The organism is Streptomyces nanshensis, from assembly GCF_001751255.1.
Lineage (GTDB): Bacteria > Actinomycetota > Actinomycetes > Streptomycetales > Streptomycetaceae > Streptomyces > Streptomyces nanshensis_A.
Genome location: NZ_LJGW01000377.1, coordinates 33054 through 54251, shown reverse-complemented (window position 1 = coordinate 54251; position 21198 = coordinate 33054). Strand labels below are relative to the sequence as shown.

The window sequence follows — 21198 nt, the reverse complement described above, 5'->3', positions numbered from 1 at the left end:
ACGTCGGGGGTTACGGGTCAGGAGGTTCGGCGTCGGTCTTCCGGACGCCAGATGCGCCGCACGGTGCCGTGCCCGGTGGCGTACCGGGCTGTCATCACGGCGTCGGTCTCGCACACCGAGGACAGGTGAAACAGTTCGAACGCGATGTGCTCTGCCAAGTCGCGGCGCACGCCGCGTCGCGGGTCGAGGCCGCGCACGGCGGCCCACGCCTGCCGATCCACATCCAGGCGCCAGGCGAGCGCCATGTGCACCCGCCCGTCGCGCACCCGGAGCCCGGTGCGGCCATAGCCGTGGGCCCACCCCTCGGCCTCGTCCAGGGCCTTGATGTCGGTGATGGAGGCGGTGACGTATCCGCACAACTCCCGGGGTACTGCCGACGGGTCGTAGCCGCCGTCATCGGCGAAGGAGTCCACACCGACGCTCCACCAGGTCTCCAGGCGCGCGATCACGGCCGTGCGCGGCATGGGTGAACGGCGCGGGCGTACTGCGCGATGGCACGGGCTACGTGTGCGCAGTCCTCCGCGAGCGTCGATCCTTCCGGCGCGGAGGCGAGCGTGGTGACGTAATCGGCCTCCGCGTCGTACAGGGAGGCGCCCCACACTGCGGGGTGCTCGGAAGCGGGCCGGTCCGCGCGTTCCCCTGAGGAGACCCGGAAGTGCAACGCCTCGTAGGTCCCGGTCCACGAACGGTTGGGGTCCAGCGGCACGGCGAGCCACGAGAAGCCGCCTTCCCCATCGTCGTACGCGGGGAAGCCGTAACCGGCCGCAAGCGCTGCCCGCAGCGCCTTCCCCTCGGTCGGCGGCGCCACTTTGCAGGGCGCCAGCTCCAACTGCACCGCAGGGAGGGCGAGGAAGAGCCGACCGTCGCGATCCTGGAGGGCGTGTGCCTGCCGCTCCCGGGTCCAGGCGGAGACGATGGACCGCGCACGCGGTCGGGGGACCGTGATCGGATCGCACTTCTTCCATGGCGTGGCAGGACCGCGGCTCATCACGGTCACGGTGTATCCAGCGGCGGTCACGGCCGCTTCGGCGTCCGCATCGCGCCCGAAGGCGGCCACGCGAGTTTCTGGCGCCCCGTGGGAGTCCCTGTGCGGGGGACGATCCATCCGGGCCAGTTCCAGCTCTGCCGACTCGTGGGCGACGACCGCGGCGGCGTGAAGCGCTGCTGCGTACTGCTGCTCACGCTCCAGCTCGTTGAGCCGCTCATCGAACCCCGTGCGGGGCTGCTCGCGACGGAGCCGGTCACGTTCACGCGTCAGTCTGCGCAGAGACTCTGCGGCAGCGGCGCGCTGTTCCCCGGCTTCCCCTTCTGCATCAGCGAGTTGTGCGAGGCGCAGAGCCTGATGCCCTCGCTGCGTGAGGCGGACCGGATCACGCCACACAGAGTCGTACGCGGTTCGGTTCGGACTGCGTTCGGCCAGACCGCTCTTCAGGAGGGGAGTGACGTTCCAGGAGGGCAGGGTGAGCCACGTCTCGGGCGCGGTCGGCCTGCGGGGGTCGCGCGGAGCGAGGTAGCGGAACTGCGACTCATCTCCTGTGCGCCTCTGCAGCACAACACGGTGGTCCCTGATCGTCCGTAGCGCCTGCATCTGCCCAGCGGGCAGTGCGCGCTGCCGCTTTCTCCGAGAGGGCTTGCTCACCGCCGGGAGCCTCCTGATCCGTCGGGGCCGGATGGCCGGTGCGGTCCACGGGTGCTGATCGCGGACCCGGAAACACGCAGGGATAGAAAATACTCAACAGGGGGGCAAAACTCAAAGGAGGGGAGTCGCGCCCGTACGTCAGGTCACAGCCGTGTCAGTGCGCAGCCGGCCGGAGCGACCACCGTCCTTCCGCGGGGTCTCCGAGTTGGCCGACCTCTGTCCACAGGCGCCCGTTCCTACCTTCTCGCCCGCATGTCACGTGCGGCACTCGCCGGCATCAGCAGCGAATCCACTGGTGGCGGGGGTGTCGGCTCATTCTCGAGAAGGGAACCGTATGACGAACGGCACTGCTCGGCGGGCCGCTACGGCTGCCGTAGCCTCCGCGATCGTTCTGGGCGGCGCACTCACAGGCGCATCCTCCGCTGCCGCCGCTCCCACTGCGCTGGGGACCTCGGCGGCGGACTCGTCGACGAGTTCGGTGAAGTGCGCCCGCCAGCACGAGAACTACCGCTCGTACATCAGCGCCAGCGGCGTCAACCTCCGGACCGGTCCCGGAACCGGATACACCTCGGTCGGGACACTCTCCAAGGGGACCGACGTAATGGCGCTCTGCTCGAACAAGGGGCGCAACTGGGAGAAGGTCCGCATCCTTCAAGGCCGGCACAAGGGCAAGGTCAACTGGGTGTACGACGCCTACGTCCCCGTGCCGATGGAGCCGTCCACCCGCTGACCAGGCTGGGCCGGGGAGAGGTTCGACCGATCCCGCCCAGGGTGAGCGACCCCCGGTTGCGTGAGTGATGTACGGCTCCAGCCGCGGTAATGCAGGGCTGGAGCCGTACACCACCCGCAGCCCGCGTCCGATTCGAAGACACCGCCACGCTGCCTGTCGCCGGCGGGGCGGCGCACGCTCGATCATGACACCTAAAGCTTGACTATTGACCCCTCGCAATGTCATGCTGTTCGTGACGCGGCGGGCTGGGACATCACGTCCCGCGGGACGGTGTACGCCCGGCCCGCCGCGTTGCTTCGCAGCTGACGTCCCAGAGCGCATGCCCGCTCTGGCGCGGTCGCCCGGGCGTACGGAAATCCCTATGCGCCTGCCGTGCCGCGATTGCTACGGTCGCGACGCGGGGCGGCTCCGCAGCGTGCTTCCTTCTCCCACTTGGAATAGATGCCAGCGCGCTCACTTCCCGCCCCGCGTTCGTCTGCGCCCCGCAGTGACGGACGGCCGCACCACACTGGCCACCAGGAGCTTTCGCGCGCCGGCCCCGAGCCGCTGCATCCGACTTCCCGCCACAGGGGAGTGCTGTCACCGCGCCCGGGCGCCGAACGAGCCGAGACACGGGGAGGGAACCCGCCGCATGACCACGGTTGACACGATCACTGCACACCGTCCCTGGAGCACGTCCGCAGTGCTGCTGACCCGCCGCGGCGCCGTCTACCCGCCCGCTCCTTCCGCTACAGCCTCCCCGCAGGCCCTGGCCGGGGTCACGCTGCTGGAGAGCGACCTCCTCGACCGAGGCTTTCTCGTCTCGGCGGAACTCCGCCACGCCCTGGCCGCACTCGAAACCGCCACGCTGGCCGAGGCAGGCACGGCGCTGCTGGCCGACATCGACGCCGCGCTCGGTGCCGACCGCCCCCACCAGCCCCTCTTCCGCGGATTCCCGGAGTCCACCCCGACCGACACGATGGCCTTCTTCGTCGACCGCGTCCTGACCGTGCTCCTTCAGGTGCCCGAGCAGCCGTGCATCCTGTGCGGCACACCCGGAACCGTGCACGCGGTATCGCCCTGCGCGCACCTGGTGTGCCGCTCCTGCTTCGATGGCGCGGACTTCTCCGCATGCCCCATCTGCCACCGGCGCATCGACACCGCGGATCCGTTCCTGCACCCGGCCGCCACCCGCCCGGCGGCGTCCCCCCACCGCGCGCTTCCGGAGCGGCTGCGTGTGCTCTCCCTCGGCGGTGACACCTCAGCCCGCCGCAGCCATGCTGCCGCCGAGCTCGCCACGCTGCTCGCTCGTACCGGAGCACTCAGCCCGCAGGACACCGACGACCTGACCGTCCTCCTGAACGACGTGGGCGACCGCGCCGACCTGTCCTGGCTGCCGGAGCAGCTCCCGAGCCGAGAGACCAAGGCGCGCGTTCTGGCGTGGCTCCTGGACGACCGGTCCGCCTTCGCCGCGACCCTTCCGGCGGTCACCGCCCGGCTGACCACCGCCACGGACATCCTCCGGCTGCTCGCGGTGCGCTCCGGCGGAGACCCCAGCCTCACCGACGCACCCCGGCTGACCTCCGTGCCGCGCCCGCTGCGCCGCGCGCTCCTGGGAGCGCTCGACCGCCTCGACCCGACCCTGGCGACCGAGGACTTCCGCCGTCGCCCGGCGCGGTGGAAGGCCGTCGCCGAGCGGCTGCACCCGTTCGAGCACGCCGAGCTCTTTCCCCGCGCGGCCCTGGCCTTCGCGGTGCTCCGCTCCACGCCGCTCACTGACGACGCGCTGTCCACCCGACTGCGGCAGACCGCGGACCGCACGGCAGGCGCCCACGCCACTGCGGACGGGGTCCGGCCTCCGGTCTGGGCCGGTCAGGTGGAGGCGGCGCTGGCCGCCGCTGACGTCGCCCGTGCCGTGAAGCTGCTCACCCAGCGGCCCGGCGAGTTCGTACGTCGACTGAATCACCTGCTGTGCCTGGCCAGCCCCGCGGACGCCGAGGCGGTTCTGAACGCGCTCAGCGCGGCGGCCCCGCGCGTCGCTCCAGCGGTGCTCCTGTCCGCGCTCGGTGAGGTGCGCACCCGCACCACCCGGCGCGAAAGCCGCGTGTTCTTCCCCAAGGGAGGCTCGGCCAGGGCCCACCTCGTCGCGGACCAGCGAGCGCCCCTCGACGGCGCCGTCGTCGGGCGTACGGTCGCGGTCCTCACTGCAGAGATCCTGCGCCGAGCCGAGCAGCTCCCGCAGGCCGACGTCGCTGTCGTCGACGCCGAACTGACCGGCCTGATCGCACCGTTCGCCGAGCGGACGGCCTCGCGCGCCCTGGTGACCCTCCCGCGTGGCAGTGAACTTCCCGTGCCGGACGGTCGGACGGTGCGCCTGTTCCTGCACTGGATGGAATCCGCCACGTCCGGGCGCACTGATCTCGACCTGTCCACGGCCATGTTCGGCCACGACTGGAGTCACATCGCGACCTGCGACTACACGAACCTGTGCTACGCCGACACCGCTGCGGTGCACTCCGGCGATCTCACCAGCGCCCCCGCTCCGCATGGTGCGAGCGAGTTCGTCGACCTGGACCTGAAGGAGCTGGCTGCCGCCGGTGTCCGCTACGTCGTGGCAGCCGTCTACTCCTTCAACAGCGTCCCCTTCGTCGAGCTGGAGGACGCGTTCGCCGGACTGATGGTCCGCGACGAACCGGGCGTCAACGGCCCGGTCTTCGACGCGCGCCAGGTCGAGCAGCGCTTCGACCTCACCAGCCCGGCCAAGGCGTGCCTGCCGATGGTCATCGACGTGCAGGCACGCACGATGCGCTGGCTCGACATCGTGCAGGGCGTCACCGGCACCCACCACGCGGTGCACCGCCACGGCGACAGCATGGCCGCCCTGGGCAGGCACCTGACCGCGCTCTTCAGCTCCGGAGCACGCGTCGGCCTGGGGGAGCTGGCCACGTGGCAGGCCGCCGCCAGGGCCACCAACGTCGTCGTGCGCCACCTTGACGGCTCGACGACCTCATACGGGCGCCGAGTCGGGGAGGACGTAGCCGCGTTCGCCGCACGCATCGGCACCATGGACGACGATGCCACCGAGGCTGACCCCTCGCGTGCCACGCTGGCGTACCTGATGCGCGGAGATGTGGAACTTCCCGCGGGCTCCGAGGTCTACGCCCTGCACCCGGCCGGTCTGGACAGCAGCGCTGTGCGTCTTCTGGCCGCGTCCGAGGTGGTGACCGGCCTCGCTCCTGAGTAGGACCGGACACCCGGGGGCGGCAGCCGCCGCCCCCGGGAGAAGGTCGAGCGGCGCCGTTTCACTCCCGGGAGACCTTGATCGTCACGGCTTCACACGGCGGAGCCAACGCGGGCAGAGCGTCCTCGTGGTGGTGGGAGCAGCGACGAGGTGATGCCGGTCAGAACTCCCTCCGCGCGGAGCCGGCCACCGCTCGTGCAGGACCTCGCGCAGTGCCGAGCCCCGACGCCCGATGACGCCGCGGAGAACGATGTCCGGGCGGTGAGGATGCTCCTGACCGCGACCCCCTCAGCCTGACCGCAGAAGCACTCGTGGGGCTGGATGCGGACCTCCTGATGGCTTTCATCCTCTCCGCGCCCCGCAAGACCCGGCGCGAGGCCACACTGGACACCTGAGGCCGAGGGATGCTTCACACCGAGCGGTATCCATGCGAAACGCGAGAGGAGGAGCGCGGTGCACCGTGCGCGGGAGAGAACGACTCAACGCGACGTCTTCCGCCGCCACATCGGACCACCGCACCAGTTCGCCGACGAGCTCATCTGCTGGAAGTGCGAGGCGCCGGTGGTCGCCGTCAAGGAGCACCATCGCCAGGGGGCGGTAGTGAAGGCCCAGTTCCGGCTGGCACCCAGCACCGAGCATGACGCGCACTGCCCCCTCAACCCGACGCTCGTCAGCGAGCGCATCGCCCGCGGCTCGCACGGCCTGGCCGAGGTCACCGCCCGTGGCCTCCTGCGCCTGAACCTGCCCGAGAGACTCACCGACACCCCGCCGTATGCGGACGACCAGCAGCCGCATGCGCAGGACCAGGTGAGGCACACCGTGACCACCACACGGCCGTGGCTCCCGCCGGCGGTAGGCAGCGCAGCAGCGATCGCCCAGTTTCTGCAGCTGCACGACTTCGACCCGGAGATCATGAGCCGGTTCACCGTACGCCCCCACAACGGACGGCTGATCCCTTGGGACGCGTTCTGTTTCGGCCCTGGTCCGGCCTCCTACGCAGCGCTGTACGTACGGTGCCGTGCAGGTGCCGGCCTCACTCATCCGGTGGCCGTCTTCGGGACCGTCGCCCGCATCAGCCGCGACCGACAAGAACGCCCTTACGCGATGCTCGCCCTGAACGTTCCCCACGGCGACTCCGCCTTCCACGTCGCGGTGCGCTCCCCGCACCCCTCGCTGATCGAACCGATCACTGCCGGCACCAACGTTCTGGCCGTCAGCGCCGGTTGGAGCGTCTTCGACGGCGGCCACGCTCCGACACTGCGCATGTGGGCCGAGGAGCACTGGCAGATTGCCTACTGGCGCGACGAAGAAGGCAGCGCCCAGGCCCCACACTGCCCGCCGCCCCCCTCCCCAGCGCAACGTGCTCAAGCTCAGGCCCCCGACCGCGGCGCCGCGCCGTCAGGCCGCAGCCCGCGGACATGATGCCGAACAGCCCGTGACGCCGAAGCCGGGCCCCGAGACCTGACCAGCCGGGACAGACGTTCAGCTCCGCACCAGCACGTCACGCCGTTCCGCACGCGGAAGAGCGCGCGGACCTCGGCACCGACATTCCACCGAATCCTGCGTGTCCCCGTCTCTCCTCGGAGACGACCGGTCCTGCACGCCGCCGATCCTGCCTGCGCTGCTTGTAGCGAGGACGAAGCTGTCGGTCCGAACCGCAGGGGAGCCCGACCCCCGCGGCTGCCCCTCCCACTGCCCTGCTCGCGGCACAGACGTGCCGCTCTGGGCGGCCGGAAGGCAGCCCCGCCAGCAAGACGCCTCTGCGCCGCCGGAAACTATCCACAAGTAGAAATTCATACCTTCTCGCCTTGCGAAAAGCACCTTCCGCGCAGGTGAGGAGTCGTCATGCGCATTACCCGGCGGGCCGCCAGCCAGAGAACGCCGAATCGGGCGAAACGGAACCGAAGGAAAACGCTCCGGCCCACGGCAAGCCTCGCAGGAGGGGCAATCGCAGTGCTGGCCTTCGGCGTTGGCGCCCCTGGCGCGAACGCCGACTCTCACCCCGCCGAAAACTCTGCCGACATCCGGTGCTCCGAAACGGCCACGCCGGTCACAGGGGATTTCGGACGGGGGACGATCCGTGGAACTCTGTGCGCTCCCAGAGATGCCAAGGTTCTTCAACTGCTGCTGCACGGATATACCTACGACCGCCATTACTGGCAGTTCCCGCACAAGCCAGCCACCTACTCCTACGCACGTGCGGCCAACCAGCGCGGATACGCGACATTGGCCATAGACCGGCTTGGTTCCGGGCAGTCCACCCATCCTCCCTCCGCCGCGGTGACCTACCAGGCCAACGCCGACGCTGTACACCAGGTCATCCAAGCTGCACGTGCTGGCAAGTTCGGCACCACCTACGAGAAAATCGTCCTCGTGGGGCACAGCTTCGGCTCCATGACCAGCTACTTGGAAGCCGGGCAGTACCAGGACGTCAACGCTGTGATCGCCACCGGCGCCGGCCGCGACATCAACGTCCCTGCTGCCGGTGTGATCGCGGCCGGATTGAAGCCTGCCATCCTCGACCCGAAATTTGCCAGTGCAGGCCTTGACCCTGGCTACGTCACGCTCTCACGCAGCAATCACAAGATGTTCTTCAACCAGGCCAATGCCGAGGCCGATGTCGTCGATCACGACTACGAGTTCAGGCAGGCGTCGTCGCTCGTGGAGATCTCCACCGGCCTCCCGTATTCGATCACCAGCAACGCTGCGAGGATCAACGTACCGGTGCTCACAATCAACGGAAGTGAGGATCCGCTCTTCTGCGGACCGCCAACCTCGCAAGACTGCTCGTCGAGCAAGGCTCTTGCGCGATCCCAGCAGAGCTTTTTCGGAGCCCACGCCACTGTCGAAGGCTCCGTAATCCAGGGAGGCGGCCACTCCTTTAACCTGGAACGCACGGCCCCGAAAACGTTCGATGAAATGCTCGACTTCAGCGAACGGCACGTTGCACCGTAGGCGATCCGCAGCCGGCGGAAATGCACGTCTAGCCGTACGGGGCCTGGCCGCTCGTCCCTCCCGGTGCTTCGCGCATACCCTCGCGGCAGCCCGCTAGGGCGGCCACTAGGAGTTGGTGGCGAGGCGGCGTCACATCGGCACGGCTGCTCCGGTGACGGCGATCCCGTCGGTGAAGTTGCGGGAGATGTGTGCGGTGATGGTGCTTGGGCTGCCCATGTCGTGTCCCTGGAGCACGGTGATGTCCGCGGGGACGGGGACGAGTTCCCGTCCCGCGAGGTATCCGGCGAGCGCCGCTGCGGCTGCTCCGGTCGCCGGATCTTCGCGGACCCCTCCTGCGGGGAACGGGTTCCGGGCGTGGAATTGCAGGGGCGTTTCGCGCCACACCAGGCAGATGGTGTCCCACTGCTTGCGCTCGCACAGGTCGGCAAGCGCATCGAAGTCGTAGTCCAAGTCGGCCAGCCGCTCGCGGGTGCCGGCCGCGATGATCGGATGTCGTGCTCCGGCATAGGCCACACAAGGCGGCAGCAGCGCAGGATCGAGGTCATGCACTCGCCACCGCAATGCCCCGCAGAGAGCGGCAAGATCTGCCGGGGCGAGCGGGTCAGTTGACGGGGGCGGGCTGACGAACGTCGCCGAGGCGATGCCGCCGGGGCCCTTCTGTGTGGTGACCGTGACGGGCCCCTCGGTCTTCGTCTGGAAGGTCAAGGTGCCGTGCTCGTGCGCGTCGGCGTAGGCGCAGGCGGCGGCGATCGTCGCGTGGCCGCAGAAGTCGACTTCCTTCTGTGGGCTGAAGTAGCACACCGCGAGGCCCCTGGCGCCGTTGTCGATGAGGAACGCCGTCTCCGAGAAGCCGACCTCCTTGGCGATCTGTTGCATGTCCTTGTCGTCGAGGTCCGAGGCGTCGAGTACGACCCCGGCGGGGTTGCCTCCCTCCGGGGTGGTGCTGAATGCCTTGTACCGCAGAATGGCCATTCGAGAGTCCTCAGGTCGATGTGAACGTGCCGGCGAGCGCGAGATACCGCTCCGGCTCACTGCGTTGCGTCGGTCAACTCGACCTGGATCTCGACCTCCACGGGCGCGTCCAGCGGCAGCACCGCGACGCCGATAGCGCTGCGTGCGTGCACGCCCGCATCCTTGAAGACCTCGCCCAGCAGCTCGCTGGCGCCGTTGATGACCACGTTCTGCGCGGTGAAGTCCGGGGCGGAGGCGACGAATCCGGTGACCTTCACGACGCGCACGACGCGTTCGAGGCCGGCGACCGAGTCGACGGCCGCCAGGGCGTTCAGCGCGCACACGCGAGCCAGATCCTTGGCGTCCTCCGGAGTGACGTCTGTTCCCACCTTGCCGGTGAGCGGCAACTTGCCGTCGACGAAGGGGACCTGGCCAGCGGTGTAGACGTTCCGCCCGCTGCGCACGGCGGGCACGTACGCGCCCGCGGGGGTGGCGACGTCGGGCAGCGTGATGCCGAGCTCGGCAAGCCGAGAGGTGATGTCGGTGTCCGTCACTGCTTCCCCCGTTGAAGATCCGTCTGCATGTTCCGCCTCAATCTGTTCCCGCAGATCACCAGGACCTGTCGGACTGTTCGTTTGCTCACGTCGCGGCAGGTCCGCAGGCGTACGGCGTTCCTGCGGTGCCGTCGGGAGAGCACCCGCACCCTCCAGGACTCTGGAATCGCGAGCGCCGCCCCCTCTCAGTCGCCGGTCACGACCTTGACCTCGCCGATCTCCAACTCCCGTACGGGGTCGGCGATCTGGGACGCGTCGCCGACGAGCACCGTGACCAGCCGGTCGGGAGGGAAGGCGTTCACGACCGCGGCCGTCGCCTCGACCGTGCCCGTACGGGCCAGCTCCGCGTAGACGTTCGCCTGGTAGTCGTCCGGGAGTTGCTGCTCGACCTGGTCGGCGAGGGTGTCGGCCACGGCGGCGGCCGTCTGGTACTTCAGCGGTGCGACGCCCACCAGGTTCTGCACGGCGACGTCGCGTTCGTCGTCCGTGAGGCCCTCGGCGGCCAGGGTGCGCAGCACGTTCCACAGGTCGGCGAGGGCGGGACCGGTGACGTCGGTGGCGACGGAGCCGGCGATGGCGAGCAGGGCGGCGCCCGTGCCCTCGGCGGTGGAGCGCAGGATCCGACTGGAGGTGCGCACCCCGTAGGTGTAGCCCTTCTCCTCGCGCAGCACGCGGTCGAGGCGCGAGGTGAGGGTGCCGCCCAGGCAGTGGGTGCCGAGGACTTGGGCGGGCCAGACGCGGTCGTGCCTGTCGGGCCCGATGCGCCCGATCAGCAGCTGCGTCTGCACCGCGCCGGGACGGTCGACGATGACGATCCGGGCGCTGTCGTCGGCCGTGATCGGGGCTGTTGTGAGTGGCTGGGTGGCCGTGCCGGTCCAGGTGCCGAGTGTCTCCTCCAGTGCGGCGTTGAGGTCGATGTCGACGCTGTCGAGGTCGCCGACGACGACGGCGGTGGCCGTCGCGGGCCGTACGTGCGCGTCGTAGAAGGCGCGCACCGCGGCCGCGTCGATACGGGCGACCGTCTCCTCGGTGCCCTGACGCGGCTGGGACATGCGCGCGGAGGCCGGATACAGCTCCTTCGCGAGCTCCTTGGCCGCGCGCCGGGTCGGGTTGGCGAGCTCGTGCGGGATCTCGTCCAGGCGGTTGCCGACGAGGCGTTCGACCTCGCTCTCGGGGAACGCGGGGGCGCGCAGCGCGTCGGCGAGCAGGCCGAGGGCCTTGCGCAGCCGGGAGGCGGGCACCTCCAGCGAGACGCGTACGGCCGCGTGGTCCGCGTACGCGTCGAGGGAGGCGCCGCAGCTCTCCAACTCGTCGGCGAACGCCTCGGCGCCGAGCTTGTCGGTGCCCTCCGAGAACGCGCGCGCCATGATCGTCGCGACGCCGTCGAGGCCCGCCGGCTCGGCGTCCAGCGGTGCCTGGAGCGTGACTTCGACGGCGACGATCTGCTGGCCGGGACGGTGGCACCGCAGCACCGTGAGGTCGTTGCCGAGCACGCCGCGCTCCGGCGCGGGGAAGGCCCACGGCTTCGGCTGACCGCCGCGCGGCTGCGGGTGGAACTCCATCTGCTTGCCGTGTATTGCGTCCTGGTGGTTCGTGCTCACTGGCCGGTCTCCTGGTTCTCGGTGGCGGCCGGTTCGGTGGGTTCGTAGACGAGCACGGCACGGTTGTCGGGGCGCAGCCGCGCGGCGGCCACCGCGCGCACCTCGTCGGCGGTGACGTCCAGGAGGCGCTGCACCGCGCTCAGCGCGAGTTGTGGGTCGCCGAACAGCACGGCGTAGCGGCAGAGTTCGTCGGCGCGGCCGCCGGCGGTGGCCAGCCGGTCGAGCCACTCGCGTTCCAGCTTGGCTTGTGCGCGCTCCATCTCCTCCGGTGAGGGGCCCTCCTCGGCGAAGCGCCGCAGCTCGTCGTCCATCGCCGCCTCGATGTCGGCGACCTCGACGCCGCCGGATGCTATGACGGTCTGCCAGCCCAGCGACGGCGCACCCGCGAGGCGCAATAGTCCGCAGTTGGCGTCGACGGCGAGGCGGTCGCGCCGTACGAGGCGTTTGTTGAGGCGGGAGGACTCGCTGCCGCCGAGTATGGTCAGCGCCAGGTTCGCGGCGTCGCACTCGCGGGTGCCGTCGTGCGGCAGCCGGTAGGCGGCCATCACCGCACGCGAGGGCACCTGCTCCTCGACGATTTGGCGCTGTTCGGCACCGGTGACCTCCGGCAGGGTGCCGTCGCGCGGCGGCCGCTTGTCCTGGTGTCCCGGTATGGAGCCGAAGTACTTCTCGATCCAGGCGAGCGTCTGCTCCGGGTCGATGTCCCCGACGACGCTCAGCACGGCGTTGTTGGGCGCGTAGTACGTACGGAAGAACTCCCGGGCGTCCTCCAGGGACGTCGCGTCGAGGTCGGCCATCGAGCCGATGGGCGTGTGGTGGTACGGGTGGCCGTCGGGGTAGGCCATGGCCGTCATCTTCTCGAGCCAGGCGCCGTAGGGCACGTTGTCGTAGCGCTGGCGGCGCTCGTTCTTGACCACGTCGCGCTGGTTCTCCATGGACTTCTCGTCCAGGGCCGTCAGCAGCGAGCCCATGCGGTCGGCCTCCAGCCAGAGCGCGAGCTCCAACTCGTGGGCGGGCATGGTCTCGTAGTAGTTCGTGCGCTCGAAGCTGGTGGAGCCGTTGCACGAGCCGCCCGCGCCCTGCACGAGTTCGTTATGGCCGTTGCCCCGCACCTGTGCGGAGCCCTGGAACATCAAGTGCTCGAAGAGATGGGCGAGTCCGGTGCGGCCCGCGACCTCGTGGCGGGAGCCGACGTCGTACCAGAGACAGACCGCCGCGACGGGGGTGAGATGGTCCTCGGAGAGCACCACGCGCAGGCCGTTGGCCAGCCGGTGCTCCGTCGCTGTCAGCCCGCCGGCGGCCGGCGGGGGCGTGGCAGTGTGGCCCGTGGGCGGCATGGAGTCCCTTCGATCGCGTCAAGTGCATCTGCGGGTGCACGGTGCTGCTTCGCGCCGCGGGCAGCGTCCCTTCGACCGTGAGCGGGTCGGGTCTGCGGCTGCGCAGGTGCCGCCGCACGCATTGCCCGCAGCGGTCCGCGTGCCTTGCCTCTCGCTCTGTGCGTGCGTGCGGCGGCGTGACCAGGGAACCTCACCTCGGCCAGGAACGGGAGAGGGCACAGGCACTGTCTTGCTGTACGCATGCTGTACGCACGGAGAGGTGACGGATGAGCTGGGGCTTGGCGGGACGACGGATCCTCGTCGCGGGCGGAACGCGTGGCATCGGCGGTGCGACGGTCGAGCTGCTCCTGCGCGAGGGGTGTGCGGTGGCGCTGTGCGGGCGCCGCAAGCGCGATGTGGAGGCCGCCGCCCGGGACGGCGAAGTCTTCGCGCGGAGTGTCGATGTGACCATTCCAGACGCTGTCGAAGACTTCACGGAAGAAGCCGTCGAACGCCTGGGCGGATTGGATGGCGTGGTGGCGTGCGCCGGAGGCGGAAGCGGCGGGGGAATCGAGGAGGCGAGCCGAGCGCAGTGGACCGCCACGTTTGAAGCCAACACCGGCTACAGCGCTCGTCTGCTGGGCGCGGCCGCGGCGCATCTTCGGGCGGCCGGCGGCGGCTCGGCGGTCCTGGTGGCCTCCATCTCCGGCTGGAAACCAGGCCCGCAGGCACAGTACGGCGCGGCGAAGGCGGCGCAGATCAGCATGGCGGCCACGCTGGCGCGGGAGCTCGGTCGGGACGGAACCCGCGTCAACGCCGTTTCTCCTGGTTCCACGCTGGTTCCCGGCAAGCGCTGGGACGGGATGCGTACCGAGCAGCCGGAAGAATTCGCCGCGTTCACACGCGAGTTCCCCGGCGGTCGCCTCATCCAGCCGCAGGAGGTGGCGGAGGTGATCGTCTTCCTGCTCAGTGACAGATCGAGCGGGATCTCAGGGGCCAACATCCCCGTGGACAGGGCGCAGAACGCCCCGACACCGTTTGGGTACTAGACCGGCGGATCAGGCGCATCGAGGACGGGGCGGGAGGTTGCGACGAAGGCCCGCACCGTCTCCTCCCCCTCCAGCGGTTCCAGCCGGGCGCGGAAGTCCCGCAGGGCCTGGACCGCGCGCTGGGACGCGACGGCCCCAGAGCCTAAGCGCTCCAACGCGATAGAGGCGCTGGCGAGTGCGGCATCGAGGTCGCCTTGCTGGAGGTGGGCGGTGGCCAGGACCGACTGTCCGATCGTCTGTCGACGGCCACGATGGTCGGTGTGCCTCACCGAGTCCGCGGCCATCTCCTCAGCCTGGCGCCCGTCGCCCAAGTCGCGCCAGACCGCGGCGGCTTCGGCCTGGAAGTAGTGGTAGTCCAGGTACCGCACCCACGGCGATTGGTCCTCCGGTCCGGGACTTTTGGCGTGCGCCTTCTCGGCCGCATGCAGCGCAGCATGCGCGCTGCGTGTATCGCCCTGGGCCGCGTACCCGCGGGCGGCCATCAGATGCAGCCGCATCAACCCCAGGTGGCTGCCGGAGCGCTTGGCGGTGGCCAGTCCGGTGCGGGCATGGTGTACCCCCTCGCCGGGGTGGCCGAGGCTGGTGTAGAGGTGTGACAACCCAGCCCAGATCTGTCCGCCGAGTACGCGGTCCCCGCCTTCCTGGCATAGCCGCAGGCTGTGCTGCATGTAGACCTGCGCCCGCCCGTGCTCGCCTGCGTCGTAGCTGCTCCAGCCCGCCATCGCCGCCAGCCTCGCCGTGGCCGTGAACAACTCCCGCCGCTCCTCCTCCGACTGGCCACCGCGCCGTACCAACGGCACGACCTGGTGGGTCAGATAGTCGATGACGGCGAAGCGGATGTGGGTGCCTCCTGAGCGGTTGTCGATTCCGTCGAAGGACCGAATCGTGTTGTGCACAGCCTCAACCACCCCGCCCGCGCTCGCGGTAGCAAGTCGCGACGGCAGGTCCTCGTCCAGCTCTGTCAGCCACAGCAGCCACCGCCGCTGCGGGTCCACAAGGGCTCCGGTGACGAACGGGGCGGCTCCAAGGACGCTGCGGCGTGATACGTCCCGTGAGCCGAGTTCGGCCATGATGCGCAGTGCTTCTGCGACGTCCTCACGCCAGACCAGGGCCTGCGAGGCCGCGGTTTGCGATGTGTCCTTGCCGAAGAGATCAGCGGGGCTGATCGGGCGCCCCAACTTCTCGCTGAGCGCTTCGGTGATGAACTCAGCCGCTCGCCCGCGCGGCTGCTTCCCCTGGAGCCAGCGAGTCACCGACCCGCTGTCGTAGCGCAGTAACACCCCTTGACGCGCAGCGAGTTCGTTGACGCGGCGAGCCAGAGCAGTGTAAGAGGTGCCGGATTCCGCGACGGCAGCCGTCAGTTCGACATTGCCACTGATCCGTGCCTCCTGCCGCATGCCCTTGATGATGCCCTCTGTGAGCATCGTGGCCCAACTCAGGGCGGGGGCCTGGCAGTTGCCTGCTGCTCGGCGCTCGCAGAGGCGGCCGACGCCGGAGAAAACAGTGCCCGAGCGCCACAACGCCGGGACGACCAGGCAAGCCTGTCCTCCCGGTATCACGGCCGAAGCTTAGACGAGCAGGCATTGGGCGAGCCCGCCGACTATCCAGCCGACGGTCCTAGGGCGTGTCCGCAAAGTTGGTGTTGGCGTTGGTTAGTTGTGGTGCCTCGTCGTCATGAGCTGACTGATCAAGCCTGGGAGCGGATCGAGCCGCTGCTGCCGACTTCCCGGATGGGCCGCCCGGTGCGGGACAGACGTCAGGTGATCAATGGGATCCTCTGGAAGCTGTCGACCGGAGCGGTCTGGCGGGACCTGCCCGAGCGATACGGGCCGTGGAAGACCGTCTACGAACGCTTCCGTCGCTGGTCAGCGGATGGGACCTGGGATCGGATACTCGCCCGGGTCCAGCAGCACTCGGACGCCCTCGGCACGGTGGACTGGTCGATCGTGTGCATCGACTCCACCACCGTGCGCGCCCACCAGCACGCCGCCGGCGCCCGGAAAGGGGGCACTGCCAGGCGCTCGGACGTTCCCGCGGCGGACTGACGTCCAAAATCCACCTCGCCTGCGACGGACGCGGACTGCCGCTCAGTTTCACGCTGACCGGCGGCAACCAGAACGACTGCACCCAACTGCAGGCCGTGCTGGAGCAGATCCGCGTGGCACGGCCAGGGCCGGGACGTCCAAGGACCCGACCGGTACGGCTGGTGGCGGACAAGGGCTACTCGGCCCGAAGCATCCGCGCCTACCTACGACGACGCGGTATCGCCTGCACCATCCCCGAACGCTCCGACCAGATCGCCGGACGCCGCCGCCGCGGTGAACCTCGATGCACCCTCGACCGGAGCGTCTACCGCCGCCGCAACGTCGTCGAACGCTGCTTCAACCGCCTCAAGCAGTACAAGGCCCTCGCCACCCGCTACGACAAACTCGCCCGCCACTACCAGGCCATGGTCACCCTCGCCTGCCTGCAACTCTGGCTCGCCACATGACTTTGCGGACACGCCCTAGCGGAAGGCGTCGACTGAAATCCTGGCCAGCGCGAGCCAGGAATCAGTTGAACACCTCCGGAAGCACGGTCATCGCGGCAAAGTGGCACCGGGGTGCCGCATTCGCTTCTGCCGCACCGCTGCCGCGGCGGGGCTGTGTTCGAAGGCGTGCCTGGCCGCGCGTCAGCTCGACCGATCCGTGGCTGTTAGGGTTCTGCGCCCGATGCTTCCTGTGCTGCGCATTCTCTTCTCGTCGGCTGTTGCCGTGACCCTGCTCGCCTCGACGCTGGGTCCTCTCCTGTCGTACTACCGCATGGCGGATGCCGGGTTCGTGCTGATCCTGGTCGCCCTCGGCGCTTGCTGGCTTGCCGTCCCTCTGGGCCTGGTCGTGAGCAGTATGACGAAGCGCCAGCGCAGAGAGCGGTACGAGCGCGCGTACCCGAATCGAGATGCGCTGGTGCAACACCTGGACAGTGCGGCGATCCGCGCCGTCCGAGACAGCAATGGGCTCGTGCACGCCATCCGGGCTCTGCGCAAGCAAGTGCCCGATGTGCCGATCGCCGATGCCAGGGCAGTTGTCGAGAGCCTCTAGGGACCGCGGCGGCTGAACAAGGCCCACCACGTCAGACTGCAGCGCGTCTTCCTCGGGGTGCGGGCTGGGGAGACATCTCCCGCTCGGACCGGAAGTGCGCCAGGTCCGAGCCCGCCAGCTGCCTGCGGTCGGAGGCACCGGCGAGCGCAGCGCGGTGCTGGTGGCCTCGAACCCAGGTGACACCGGTGGAGTGTTCGCCCCCGGGGCTGCCGCATGAACCCCGTATCGGCAGGTGTCGGCCGCTGTCACAGAGGCGTCGCGGTCCCGCCGTCACGGCTCGCGCTCCGCGCGGTCCTGTCACGTCCCCTCGTCTGGTTGCCAAGGCCGAGGTTCCGCGGACTCCAATCTGCATCCGCGTCACGCTGGATCCGGGCCCGTGCGCCCAGACAGCCCCGTCGCGGACGTTGTTGCCCTCAGCGGCCCCACCACAGCCGCAAACCCCCGCACGAGCGGCAGAAGATGCCGAACTCTACGCCACTCAGCATCGCCAGGATGTCGAGGGCTGCGTACGCATCCTGCCGGGTGCACAAACCCGAAGCCTTCCAGGCCGTGCCGTCGCTACGCCGCTGCCCGACCTTCGGCTTCTTGGTACATCCCTCTCTATGGACACTGACGTGGACGGTTCCCCTCCCTCTGCGTACACGACGGAAGAGCACGAAGACCTGGCCTTCCGCCTCACGTTCACCGGATCGTGGCTCGCCCGTCTGGTTGGGCCCGTGGTGCATGACGTCCTTCGTCTCTGAAGATGGCGCGGCTCCGCGGGGGATGGCTCACTTCGCAGCCTTCGACGACGCACACACGCCATCGGCGCCAGGCGTGTCCGATGCCCCGCGGAGCGTGACGGTAGATCACCTCCCGGCCGAGAACTTCGTGTTCATCGACGCCGAACCCCGTACACGGCCAGACCCATCCGACTCCGTGGCAGGTCACACCTACCGCGATGCCCCATCCACGTCGGAAGGCCGCGGCGTGCACTTGCAGCGCGCGCACGTCCCACAGCGATACGAGAACCCGCGGCTGGCACCGGTACGCATCTGCCACGAGCGTCTGCCCGCCGATCCGGCCGAGCCGTGCGCCGTCAAGGGGCACCTTGAGCAGGTGAGCTGCTGCGGCATCAGCAGCCGTGCTCACAGCGTCGGACGCTCGCGCAGGGGCCCCCTTCACGAAGGCGTTGATCGCTCGCCCTGGCCGGCACCGTCACGCGGTTCGAGCAGGGCTGGACCGGATGCTGAGGAGCTCCCACAGCTCGGGTGCCGTCAGGTCGGGCACGTGGAGATGGGCGTGGAAGTGAAGGTCGGGGGCGGAGGGGACACCGACGAGGTACAGGCCGGCAGCGAGGGCGGCAGCAGCTCCGGTGGGCGAGTCCTCAAGCGCGACCGCGCGCTGAGGGTCCGCGCCGACCGCCGCGCAGGCATCGAGGTACACGTCGGGGGCCGGCTTGGGCCGGGAGGCGGTGTCGCTGCCGTGGATCGCGTCGAAAGCCGCGAGGTCGAAGTGCGGCTCCAGGTAGGCGCGGACGATCGGTGCGGGGGTGTTGGAGGCGACGGCCAGCGGCCGCGTCCCCGCGAGTGCGTGGACGAGGTCGACGGCGCCGGGCATCGGGGCGTGCCCGGCGCCCAGGTTGGTCTGGACGAGATCGTAGAGCTGCTGCCCGAGAACGTGCGGCTCGGCGGGACGGCCGAGGAGCTCGGCAAGGCGGCGGCCGAGGGGAACGAGCTGGAGGCCGACGAGACCGCGCCGGTCCGAAGGGGCCAGGCGGCGCCCGTAGTGAGCGAAGAGGGCCGCGTAGGCGCGGTCCCACGCGCCTTGGGTGTTGACCAGGAGTCCATCGCAGTCGAAGACGACGGCCGCGGCCCCGGATCGCTGTTCCGGCAGAGTCATGTGAGGCATGCGCTGGAGTCCTTCCCGAGCAGTGGGTGGAGCGGTTCAGCGGGGCTTCGTCGCGAGGGCACACGAGATCAGGGGATATCCCGGGTCGTCGTGGTCCAGGGCGCCAGGGGCGAGTTCTTCGGCCGCGTGGCCCAGGAGCATGGCCAGGCAGGCGGTGAGGTTGCCTGCACCGTTCACCGTCACCTCGCCCTCCCAGCCGGACAGCAGGCGCACCAGGCCGGGCGGGGTGAGACGCCAGTAGTCGCTGCCAGGGGTGGTCAGGGAGAGCTGGCCGACGGTGGGGGCAGTCAGCAGCAGCGCACCGCCAGGGACGAGCGCGCGGTAGCAGTTGGCCAGCGCGGTCCCGGGGGCGGCAAGGAGCTGCAGGGTGTGGGTGAGCACGACCACGTCGAACGTCGCCTCGGGCAGGGCGCCGGGTGCAGTGAGGTCGGCGTGCAGCGTGGCGCTCTCGTTGGCAGGATCGATGTCGATGACGGTGGTGCTTACGCCGGTGCCAAGGGTGCGCACGTAGGTGTCGTCTTTGATCTCGGCGGCGTGGCCGCGGATGAGGTGCGCGTGCTCGGCGAGGAATTGCCGGATGTAGTGCCGGTCGATGGGGGTGCCGCGGTCGTAGCCGTAGAAGCTGCTGACGGGCGTGGCCGGCAGGGTAGTGGCGGGTTGCGTCATCGGATGCGGCCTTCCGTGTCGAGGGTGTGGAGCTGGCCCATGGCGTAGTCGAGGTCCGCGCGCAGCCTCGGGATGCGGTTTCGCCGTGCCTGGTCGGGCGCCCACCGCTGGTGGGAGACGAGCTCGCGTCCGGCGTAGAGCGCGGCGGCGACCCAGAACGCGGCCCACGCCGCGTCCGTGCCGTCGACGGAGATGAGGACGGTGTCCCGGTGAGCCGGGTGATCCCCGAGCAGAACCCAGAGGACGGCATGGTCATAGCCGGGCAGTCGACGGGCCAGGAACTCCAGGTCCACCAGGGCCAGTTGGCCGCCGCCAAGCGCGGCGAGGACGTTGCCGGGGTGCCCGTCGCCGAATTCGAGACGTAACGGAAGCCGCTGCCGGGCGAAGGTGAAGACCCGGGCGGCCGTGGCCAGTTGCGCCGGGGTGAGGAGGCCGAGGGCGGCGAGCTGGGCGGGGAAGTCGCTGTCATCCGGCCAATCCCCGCCCGGCTCCCAGCGGTGAACGGCCTCCAGGGTGTCGAGCAGTGCGTCGAGGGATGCCGTCGGTAGCGCCGCACGCGGGTACCGCTCCGGGGCGAGCGGAGCCCCCGGCAGACGGGAGATGACCAGGACAGGGCTGACCTCGTCGGCGCCGAGCATCGTCGGCATCGGTACCGGGGCGCGGGAGCTGCGCAGCAGGCGGTAGACGCCGATCTCGTGCCGGGCGCGCGCAATCCAGAACGGACGCCGGTCGACGGGCACCTTTGCGACGGCGGCCCGGCCCTCGGCGGTCCCCGACACCAGCAGGGACGTCTCCGTCGCCAGGAGGTCGCCGGAGGGCGTGAAGCCGGGCATGCAGACGCGTGCCCGAGCCACGGCATCGGCGTGCACGGCGGCGCGCGACGCCTCGGTCGCGGGGACGTCGGGGATCACGCAGCCCTCCCGGTGCTCTCGGAGGCCGGCAGTGCCCAGAGCTCGGCGGGCCGGCCGGGCAGGTGGTGCAGGAAGGCGAGCACCCGGTCCAGGAGCTGCGGAAGCCGGCGGGTGGCGTCCAGGTGCAGCACCCGGCCGGGAAGGCGGGCGAGCGCCGCGGTGTAGTAGTCGGCCATCGCCGCCCGTACAGCCGGATCGATGAGGTGGCCGGGCAGCGGACCGCGGACGCGTAGACGCTCTCGGGCGGCCTGCTCAGGCACCGTCAGATGCAGCACGGCATCCGGTGCGCGATGCCCGGTGAAAAGCCGAGCCGCGTACCTCACGTCGGCCGGGGTGCCCAGCGCGCGCATCCCGGCTTCGTGGGCCGCCAGCGACAGCGGGCACCGGTCGAAGACCACCACGCGGTGCCGTCCGGCCGCGCGCTGCCGCCCCTGCTCGAGGGAGGCGAGGTGATCCAGGGCCGCGCGGGCGGCAGCGGCGTCGGCGGGCGGCCACGGCGGCAGGGGTGCCAGGTCGGCGTACTCGGGCACCAGGCGTGCGCCCAGTCGTAGCGCGAGGGCCGCCGCCAGCGTGGACTTCCCGGCCAGACACAGGCCCTCGACCGCTACCCGCAGCGGCCGACCGGGAGCGGCTCGC

At 70.1% G+C, this 21198-nt stretch carries 17 protein-coding genes and 1 pseudogene; 7 read left to right on the top strand and 11 right to left on the bottom strand.

The annotated features are described in order from the left end of the window. Positions 1-17 precede the first annotated feature (17 nt). The gene (locus tag AN218_RS35630; protein ID WP_070018712.1) at positions 18-464 is read right to left on the bottom strand and encodes a hypothetical protein; all 447 of its coding nucleotides are present in this window, start codon (positions 462-464) and stop codon (positions 18-20) included. Next, complete coding sequence (locus tag AN218_RS35625) at positions 446-988, bottom strand: hypothetical protein (protein ID WP_141747660.1); 543 nt, start codon at positions 986-988, stop codon at positions 446-448. The genes AN218_RS35630 and AN218_RS35625 overlap by 19 nt, the downstream gene beginning before the upstream one ends. Positions 989-2117: 1129 nt before the next feature. On the opposite strand from AN218_RS35625, the gene AN218_RS36960 reads away from it, so the two are divergent. The 4 genes from AN218_RS36960 (at position 2118) to AN218_RS22515 (ending at position 8544) form a co-directional block, all read left to right on the top strand. Further along, positions 2118-2369 (top strand): SH3 domain-containing protein, encoded by a 252-nt coding sequence (locus AN218_RS36960; RefSeq protein WP_070018709.1) that lies wholly within the window; start codon positions 2118-2120, stop codon positions 2367-2369. 631 nt (positions 2370-3000) lie between these two features. Then, complete coding sequence (locus AN218_RS22525; RefSeq protein WP_070018708.1) at positions 3001-5592, top strand: MXAN_6230/SCO0854 family RING domain-containing protein; 2592 nt, start codon at positions 3001-3003, stop codon at positions 5590-5592. A gap of 450 nt (positions 5593-6042) precedes the next feature. After that, a complete protein-coding gene (locus tag AN218_RS22520) occupies positions 6043-7011 on the top strand; it encodes a hypothetical protein (RefSeq protein WP_070018707.1) in 969 nt (322 codons plus the stop codon). A 531-nt stretch (positions 7012-7542) separates the two neighbouring features. After that, entirely contained in the window at positions 7543-8544 is a 1002-nt protein-coding gene (locus tag AN218_RS22515) for an alpha/beta hydrolase (RefSeq protein WP_171908757.1), read from the top strand. Positions 8545-8673: 129 nt separating this feature from the next. Here AN218_RS22515 and AN218_RS22510 read toward each other — a convergent pair whose 3' ends face one another. From AN218_RS22510 to AN218_RS22495, 4 genes are all read right to left on the bottom strand, one after another. Next, positions 8674-9516 carry a PhzF family phenazine biosynthesis protein gene (locus AN218_RS22510; RefSeq protein WP_070018706.1) on the bottom strand — a complete coding sequence of 281 codons (843 nt, stop codon included), beginning with the start codon at positions 9514-9516 and terminating at the stop codon, positions 8674-8676. 56 nt (positions 9517-9572) lie between these two features. After that, positions 9573-10049, bottom strand: a complete 477-nt coding sequence (locus AN218_RS22505; RefSeq protein WP_070018705.1) for a RidA family protein — start codon at positions 10047-10049, stop codon at positions 9573-9575. Positions 10050-10234: 185 nt separating this feature from the next. Continuing rightward, complete coding sequence (locus tag AN218_RS22500) at positions 10235-11611, bottom strand: M16 family metallopeptidase (RefSeq protein WP_070018841.1); 1377 nt, start codon at positions 11609-11611, stop codon at positions 10235-10237. A gap of 35 nt (positions 11612-11646) precedes the next feature. After that, positions 11647-12987 carry a M16 family metallopeptidase gene (locus tag AN218_RS22495; protein ID WP_070018704.1) on the bottom strand — a complete coding sequence of 447 codons (1341 nt, stop codon included), beginning with the start codon at positions 12985-12987 and terminating at the stop codon, positions 11647-11649. A 266-nt stretch (positions 12988-13253) separates the two neighbouring features. On the opposite strand from AN218_RS22495, the gene AN218_RS22490 reads away from it, so the two are divergent. Continuing rightward, on the top strand, positions 13254-14015 hold the full coding sequence (locus AN218_RS22490; RefSeq protein WP_070018703.1) for an SDR family NAD(P)-dependent oxidoreductase: 762 nt from the start codon (positions 13254-13256) through the stop codon (positions 14013-14015). Here the strand turns inward: AN218_RS22490 and AN218_RS22485 are convergent. After that, the gene (locus tag AN218_RS22485; RefSeq protein WP_244900595.1) at positions 14012-15574 is read right to left on the bottom strand and encodes an NsdA family TPR-like regulatory protein; all 1563 of its coding nucleotides are present in this window, start codon (positions 15572-15574) and stop codon (positions 14012-14014) included. The genes AN218_RS22490 and AN218_RS22485 overlap by 4 nt on opposite strands. A 102-nt stretch (positions 15575-15676) precedes the next feature. Here AN218_RS22485 and AN218_RS34715 point away from each other — a divergent pair. Both AN218_RS34715 and AN218_RS22470 read left to right on the top strand, forming a co-directional pair. Continuing rightward, positions 15677-16506: pseudogene (locus AN218_RS34715) on the top strand (IS5 family transposase). 220 nt (positions 16507-16726) lie between these two features. Then, the gene (locus AN218_RS22470) at positions 16727-17095 is read left to right on the top strand and encodes a hypothetical protein (protein ID WP_070018700.1); all 369 of its coding nucleotides are present in this window, start codon (positions 16727-16729) and stop codon (positions 17093-17095) included. A gap of 1197 nt (positions 17096-18292) precedes the next feature. On the opposite strand, the gene AN218_RS22465 is transcribed toward AN218_RS22470, so the two are convergent. The 4 genes from AN218_RS22465 to AN218_RS22450 form a co-directional block, all read right to left on the bottom strand. Then, a complete protein-coding gene (locus AN218_RS22465; RefSeq protein WP_070018699.1) occupies positions 18293-18985 on the bottom strand; it encodes an HAD family hydrolase in 693 nt (230 codons plus the stop codon). A 36-nt stretch (positions 18986-19021) separates the two neighbouring features. Further along, on the bottom strand, positions 19022-19651 hold the full coding sequence (locus tag AN218_RS22460; RefSeq protein ID WP_070018698.1) for a class I SAM-dependent methyltransferase: 630 nt from the start codon (positions 19649-19651) through the stop codon (positions 19022-19024). Beyond that, positions 19648-20562, bottom strand: a complete 915-nt coding sequence (locus tag AN218_RS22455; RefSeq protein ID WP_070018697.1) for a phosphotransferase — start codon at positions 20560-20562, stop codon at positions 19648-19650. The genes AN218_RS22460 and AN218_RS22455 overlap by 4 nt, the downstream gene beginning before the upstream one ends. Then, positions 20559-21198, bottom strand: a 640-nt coding sequence (locus AN218_RS22450; RefSeq protein ID WP_107421537.1) for an AAA family ATPase, incomplete at its 5' end; no start/stop codon positions are given. The genes AN218_RS22450 and AN218_RS22455, both read right to left, overlap by 4 nt.

Coding starts and splice junctions, on each gene's coding strand:
- AN218_RS35625 (WP_141747660.1), bottom strand. CDS start 988: ATGAGCCGCGGTCCTGCCACGCCATGGAAGAAGTGCGATCCGATCACG.
- AN218_RS22465 (WP_070018699.1), bottom strand. CDS start 18,985: ATGCCTCACATGACTCTGCCGGAACAGCGATCCGGGGCCGCGGCCGTC.
- AN218_RS22460 (WP_070018698.1), bottom strand. CDS start 19,651: ATGACGCAACCCGCCACTACCCTGCCGGCCACGCCCGTCAGCAGCTTC.
- AN218_RS22510 (WP_070018706.1), bottom strand. CDS start 9,516: ATGGCCATTCTGCGGTACAAGGCATTCAGCACCACCCCGGAGGGAGGC.
- AN218_RS22470 (WP_070018700.1), top strand. CDS start 16,727: ATGCTTCCTGTGCTGCGCATTCTCTTCTCGTCGGCTGTTGCCGTGACC.
- AN218_RS22490 (WP_070018703.1), top strand. CDS start 13,254: ATGAGCTGGGGCTTGGCGGGACGACGGATCCTCGTCGCGGGCGGAACG.
- AN218_RS35630 (WP_070018712.1), bottom strand. CDS start 464: ATGCCGCGCACGGCCGTGATCGCGCGCCTGGAGACCTGGTGGAGCGTC.
- AN218_RS22500 (WP_070018841.1), bottom strand. CDS start 11,611: ATGGAGTTCCACCCGCAGCCGCGCGGCGGTCAGCCGAAGCCGTGGGCC.
- AN218_RS22525 (WP_070018708.1), top strand. CDS start 3,001: ATGACCACGGTTGACACGATCACTGCACACCGTCCCTGGAGCACGTCC.
- AN218_RS22495 (WP_070018704.1), bottom strand. CDS start 12,987: ATGCCGCCCACGGGCCACACTGCCACGCCCCCGCCGGCCGCCGGCGGG.